Genomic DNA, 6000 nt, shown 5'->3' on the forward strand with positions numbered 1-6000 from the left:
CTATGGTCTTGGGGTTAGGCGTCGGCGTAGTCGGGCAGGGGCGTCCAGCCCTTGTCGGCCGGCAGCGGTTCGAAGATCGCGTCGATCATCGCTTCGCTCACCTCTTCCAACGTGGCCGGGTTCCAGCGCGGCGCATTGTCCTTGTCGACGATCACCGCGCGCACGCCCTCGACGAAATCGGGGCGGCGGATGACGGCGCAGGCGATGCCATATTCCATTGCCATATTGTCGGCGAAGCTGGACTTGGCCGCGCCTTCGACCAATTGGCGCAGCGCGACCTTGATCGTCTGGGGTGATTTGGTGCGCAGGGTCGACAGCTGCTTTTGCGCCCATTCGCCCCCGTCGGCTTCCAGCGCCGCGACGATCTCCTCGGCGGTGTCGGACGCGAACATCCGGTCGATGTCGGTGCGCGACGCGGCGAGCTTTGACGCGGGCGGCTGGGCGCTGGCGGCGTCGAGCACGAGCGTCAGGTCCCATGGGTTGGTCAGGATGCGCGCCTTGACCGCGTCCAATGCTTCGGACGGCATATAATGGGTGGCGATGCCGATAGCGGCGCAATCGGCGCCATCGATCCGCGCCCCGGTCGCGGCGAGCCAGGCGCCGACGCGCCCCGGAAGCCGCGGCAGATACCAGCCGCCACCCACATCAGGGAACAGGCCGATGCCGGTTTCGGGCATGGCAAAGGTCGTGCGTTCGGTCGCGACACGGTAGCGCGCCGGCAGGGACAGGCCGACGCCGCCGCCCATGACGATGCCGTCCATGAAGGCGACGATCGGCTTGTCATAGACGAACAACAGATGGTTCATCCGATATTCGATGCTGAAGAAGCGTTCGGCCTCCACGCAATCCGTCTTTGCGCTGTTGGCGATGAGGGCGATGTCGCCCCCGGCGCAGAAGCCGCGCGACAATTTTGGGTCGCCATCGGGCGCGGGCAGATGGTCGATCATGACCGCGACTACGCTGTCGTCCTTCGCCCAGCCGAGCAGCGCGTCGATGATGGCGACGCACATTTCGGGCGTGAGCGCATGGATCGCCTTGGGCCGGTTTAGCCGGATGCGGCCGACGCCATTTTCGATGAAGGTCAGCACCGGGTCCGTCATGTCCATCTCCCGCTGGTGGGTGGGCGCAGCCATCATCCCTGCCGCAGCATGTCGCGGGCGACTATCATGCGCATGACCTGGTTGGTGCCCTCCAGGATCGAATGGACGCGCAGGTCGCGCCAGAAGCGTTCGACCGGATAGTCCATCAGATAGCCATAGCCGCCATGCAGCTGGAGCGCGCGGTCGACCACCGACGATCCGGTGTCGGTCGCCAGCCGCTTGGCCATGGCGGCAAAACGCGTCTTGTCTGGCGCATTTTCCGTCACTTTGACGGCGGCCGCGTAGAGCAGGGTCCGCGCGGCCTCCAACTCGGTCAGCATGTCGGCCAGCATGAATTGCGTATTCTGGAAGTCGGCGATCGCCTGCCCGAATTGCTTGCGGTCCTTGGTATAGCGCACCGCTTCGTCGATGCAGCGCTGCGCCCCGCCCAGCGAGCAGGCGCCGATATTGAGCCGCCCGCCGTCCAGCCCCATCATGGCGATGCGAAAGCCTTCGCCTTCCGCCCCGACCAGATTGTCCACAGGCACGCGCACGCCGTCGAAATTCACTTGCGCTGTGGGTTGGGAATGCCAGCCAAGCTTGCGCTCGGGCGCGCCGAAGCTGACGCCTTCCATATCCTTTTCGATCACGAGGCAGCTGATACCCTTGGGGCCATCCTCACCCGTCCGCACCATGACGACATAGAGTTCGTTCTCGCCGCCGCCCGAAATGAACTGCTTGGACCCAGTGACGACATAATGATCGCCGTCACGCACGGCCTGCGTCTTGAGCGCGGCGGCGTCAGAACCCGATCCCGCTTCGGTCAGGCAATAGCTGCCGATGCGGTCCATCGGGATCATGGAGGGCAGATATTTGTCCTTGACCGCCTGGCTGCCGAAGCGGTCGATCATCCATGCAGCCATGTTGTGGATCGAGATGAAGGCGCTGGTCGACGGGCAGCCATAGGCCATCGCTTCCATGATGAGCGCGGCCTCCAATCGGCCAAGGCCGATGCCGCCCGACGCTTCCGACACATAGATGCCGCCAAAGCCGAGCTCTGCGGCGGATTTGATCGTATCGCGCGGGAAGATATGTTTTTCGTCCCATTCGCCGGCGAATGGTGTGATGGCGTCAGCCGTAAAGCGCTGCGCCATGTCCTGGATCGCGCGCTGGTCGTCTGTCAGATCGAATTGGGTCATGCTCTCCTAGCTCCGCGCCTGTTCCGTCATGTCGGTCTGCGCGCCATGATCTTCGTCTTCCTCGCTTCTAGCAATGCCGCATCCTTGCCAGCAATGGGGAAGTTGTGCATCAATATGCTGCAAATTTGCAGGGGCGAAAATGTTCGACTGGGATGATCTGCGGGTGTTTCTGGCGGTTGCGCGCGCACGAAAAATCGCCCCTGCCGCACGAGCGCTTGGTATCGACGCGACGACTATCGCGCGCCGTCTGTCGCGACTGGAAAAGGCGCTGGGGGCCGACCTGTTCGAAATGGGCGGGGGCGAGCGCGCCCTGACCGCCAGTGGGTTGACGCTGCTGCGCCATGCCGAAGGGGCCGAAAGTGCCGCGCTGGCAGCCATGGAGGAGGTGAAGGGGCAGGAGCATCGCTTGAGCGGGCAGGTGCGCCTGTCGGTCGCGGAAGGATTCGGGACCTGGATGCTGGCGCCGGGCATGGGGGCGTTCAACCGGCGTCACCCCGGCATAAGGCTGGACCTGGTGACGGCATCGGGTTTCCTCAATCCGTCCAATCGCGAGGCCGACATGGCGGTCATGTTGGCGCGCCCGCAGCGTGGGCGGCTGACGGTGCGGCGGCTGGGCGACTATCGTCTGCACCTTTATGCCGCGCCCGCCTATCTGGACAGGGCCGGACATCCCACCACATCTGCCGACCTTCGCCATCATGTGCTGATCGGCTACGTGCCCGAATTCATCTTTTCGCCCGAACTGGATTATCTGGACGAGGTGGAAGCGGGGCTGGAGGCGCAGTTGCGCGCGACCAGCATCAACATGCAGCAGCGGATGATCGCGGAAGGGGCGGGCATCGGGGTGCTGCCTGATTTCATCGGCCGGCGCGATCCAGCTTTAACCGCGATCATGACGGATGCGGTGGAAATCACCCGCAGCTTCTGGCTCGTCATGCATGGCGACCTGCGCCACCTGGCGCGGATCGGTGCGGTCGCCGAGTGGTTGCAGGAGCGGGTTGACCTGCTTAGCGGGCAGCGCCCGGGCCAATGATCCGCCATCAAAGCCGCGAAAGCTGATCGACGCGGGCGCACGACGCCGCTAAGGGAGTCGCGATGGATAGAGAGCGGTCGCATTTCGCCTATGCAGCATAGGTCCAAGCGCAGCCGGGCAATCGCCTTGCCCAATAGCGAGTTGCGCACGCGCGCCACCGAATATCTGGATTTTCTGGCCGCGTGGGTAAAGAAGCCCCGCCAGACGGCCTCTGTCGTGCCGTCCAGCCGCTTCCTCGCGCGCCTGATGGTCGAACAGATCGACCCTGCCGGCGGTCGCGTGCTGGAATTGGGCGGCGGTACGGGCGTGTTCACGCGCGCCATCCTGGAAACCGGACTGCCGGCGAACCATCTCGAGGTGGTGGAAATCAACCCGGCGTTCGCGCGCGGGCTGCGGCGTCATTTCCCCTCGGTTTCGGTACTGGAAACGCCGGCGCAGATCGTATCGACGGCGACGGCCGGCGAACCTGGCGACTATCAGCTGGTGGTGAGCGGCCTGCCGCTGCTGGCGATGGACCGCCATGTCCATGCCGACATTCTGTCCGAAGCCTTCCATATGCTGCGGCCAGGTGGCAGCTTCATACAATTCACCTATTCGATGCGCCCGCCGGTCAACCGCGACATACTTGATTCCCTGGGACTGGACGTGGTGCGCGACGGGCATACCGTGCGCAACTTCCCGCCCGCGACCGTTTTCCGGTTCTTCCGGCGCGGGCAATAGGTTGCATAAGGCCATCGGCCCCCTATCTTCGCCGCAACGCGAAAAGGGGGACCGCCGTTCATGGCATCCATTATCAACATACGCGGCCTGACCAAACGCTATGCGTCGGGCTTTGAGGCGCTAAAGGGCGTCGATCTTTCGATCGAAGAGGGTGAGATTTTCGCGCTGCTGGGCCCCAATGGCGCGGGCAAGACGACGATGATCTCCATTATCTGCGGCATTGCGCGGCCGACCGGCGGCGAGGTGCAGGTGGCAGGGCACGATATCGCGCGCGATTATCGGGGCGCGCGCAGCGCGATCGGACTGGTGCCCCAGGAATTGAGCACCGATCAGTTCGAACGAGTGATCGACACCGTGACGTTCAGCCGCGGCCTGTTCGGCAAGCCGCGCAACGACGCCTATGTCGAAAAAATCCTGCGCGACCTGTCGCTGTGGGACAAGCGGCACAGCAAGATATTGGAATTGTCGGGCGGCATGAAGCGCCGGGTGATGATCGCCAAGGCGCTGAGCCATGAGCCGCGCGTCCTGTTCCTGGACGAGCCGACCGCGGGCGTCGATGTCGAGCTGCGGCGCGACATGTGGAAGCTGATCGGCGAACTGCGCCAGACCGGCGTCACCATCATCCTGACCACCCATTATATCGAGGAGGCCGAGGAAATGGCCGACCGCGTGGGCGTCATCAACCGGGGCGAACTGATGCTGGTCGAGGAAAAGACCGCGCTCATGAAGAAGCTGGGCAAGAAGACGCTGACGATCGTCCTGATCGACCCTATCGCGACGCTGCCGCCGGAACTGGCGGACTGGGACCTCACGCTCCATGCCGAAGGGCAGGAAATCGAATATATTTTCGATGCGCAGGCGGAGCGGACGGGCGTGTCGTCGCTGTTGCGACGGCTGGGCGACCTGGGCCTGGGCTACAAGGACCTCAACACGCGCCAGAGCAGCCTGGAGGATATCTTCGTCAGCCTGGTTCATCAGGAGAAGGCCGCATGAGCATTCAGAATCTGCGCGCCATCGCCGCCATCTACAAGTTTGAGCTGCACCGGTTCCGGCGCACGCTGCTCACGGGCCTGCTGGTCCCGGTCATCACCACGTCGCTCTATTTCGTGGTGTTCGGCGGGGCGATCGGCTCGCGCATGAATGAAATTGACGGCATTCCCTATGCCGCCTTCATCGTGCCCGGTCTCATCATGATGTCGATGTTCACCGAAAGCATCTTCAACGCCAGTTTCGGCATTTACATGCCCAAATTCACCGGCACCATCTATGAACTCCTGTCCGCGCCGGTATCCGCCGCCGAAACGATCATCGCCTATGTAGGCGCTGCGGCGACCAAGTCGCTGATTGTGGGCGCGATCATATTCCTGACGGCGCATCTGTTCGTGGATATTCAGGTCATGCATCCGCTGGCGATGGTCGCCTTCATGGTGCTGATCGCGGTCAGTTTCTGCCTGTTCGGCTTCATCCTGGGCATATGGGCGCAGAGTTTCGAGCAGTTGCAGGTCATCCCGCTGCTGCTGATCATGCCGATGACGTTCCTGGGCGGCGCTTTCTATTCGGTCCACATGCTGGCAGAGCCATGGCGCACGATCACGCTGTTCAACCCGATCGTCTATCTGATCTCGGGCTTTCGCTGGACCTTCTTCGGCAAGGGTGATGTGGGCATCGAATTCAGCCTGATCTTCGTCGCAGGGATGCTGGCGCTGTGCCTTGGCATCATCGGCTGGATGTTCCGGTCGGGCTATCGGCTGAAGAAATAGCGGCGCGCAAGACGGGCAGGGGGGAGCGAAAAGGCGCTCCCTCCCCCCGTCAAAAGGGGCTGGATCAGGCGGCGGCGCTTTCGGGGGCGACGGCGAACAGGGTCACGCCCTTATATTTGTCATCGCCATCATTATAGAGGCCATACATCGCCTCAAACGTCTCATCGAGCACCTGAATGTCGGACAGGCCCGCCAGCTTGAACGTGCCA

Annotated in this window: 6 protein-coding genes; 4 read left to right on the top strand and 2 right to left on the bottom strand. The window is 63.1% G+C overall.

Annotated elements, in window-relative coordinates; genetic code table 11:
- Positions 1-14: 14 nt before the first annotated feature.
- Positions 15-1100, bottom strand: a complete 1086-nt coding sequence (locus tag SKA58_RS05030; RefSeq protein ID WP_083784877.1) for an enoyl-CoA hydratase/isomerase family protein — start codon at positions 1098-1100, stop codon at positions 15-17.
- A gap of 32 nt (positions 1101-1132) precedes the next feature.
- Positions 1133-2278, bottom strand: coding sequence for an acyl-CoA dehydrogenase family protein (locus SKA58_RS05035; RefSeq protein WP_009821285.1), 1146 nt, complete (start codon positions 2276-2278; stop codon positions 1133-1135).
- Positions 2279-2417: 139 nt separating this feature from the next.
- On the opposite strand from SKA58_RS05035, the gene SKA58_RS05040 reads away from it, so the two are divergent.
- The 4 genes from SKA58_RS05040 to SKA58_RS05055 all read left to right on the top strand — a co-directional run bounded on the left by SKA58_RS05040 (position 2418) and on the right by SKA58_RS05055 (position 5791).
- A complete protein-coding gene (locus SKA58_RS05040) occupies positions 2418-3311 on the top strand; it encodes a LysR family transcriptional regulator (protein ID WP_009821287.1) in 894 nt (297 codons plus the stop codon).
- 90 nt (positions 3312-3401) lie between these two features.
- A complete protein-coding gene (locus SKA58_RS05045) occupies positions 3402-4031 on the top strand; it encodes a class I SAM-dependent methyltransferase (RefSeq protein WP_009821288.1) in 630 nt (209 codons plus the stop codon).
- A 60-nt stretch (positions 4032-4091) separates the two neighbouring features.
- Positions 4092-5024, top strand: coding sequence for an ABC transporter ATP-binding protein (locus SKA58_RS05050; RefSeq protein WP_009821289.1), 933 nt, complete (start codon positions 4092-4094; stop codon positions 5022-5024).
- Complete coding sequence (locus SKA58_RS05055; protein ID WP_009821290.1) at positions 5021-5791, top strand: ABC transporter permease; 771 nt, start codon at positions 5021-5023, stop codon at positions 5789-5791. Before SKA58_RS05050 ends, SKA58_RS05055 begins: the two co-directional genes overlap by 4 nt.
- Positions 5792-6000 lie beyond the last annotated feature (209 nt).

It is taken from the genome of Sphingomonas sp. SKA58 (genome assembly GCF_000153545.1).
Taxonomy (GTDB): domain Bacteria; phylum Pseudomonadota; class Alphaproteobacteria; order Sphingomonadales; family Sphingomonadaceae; genus Sphingobium; species Sphingobium soli.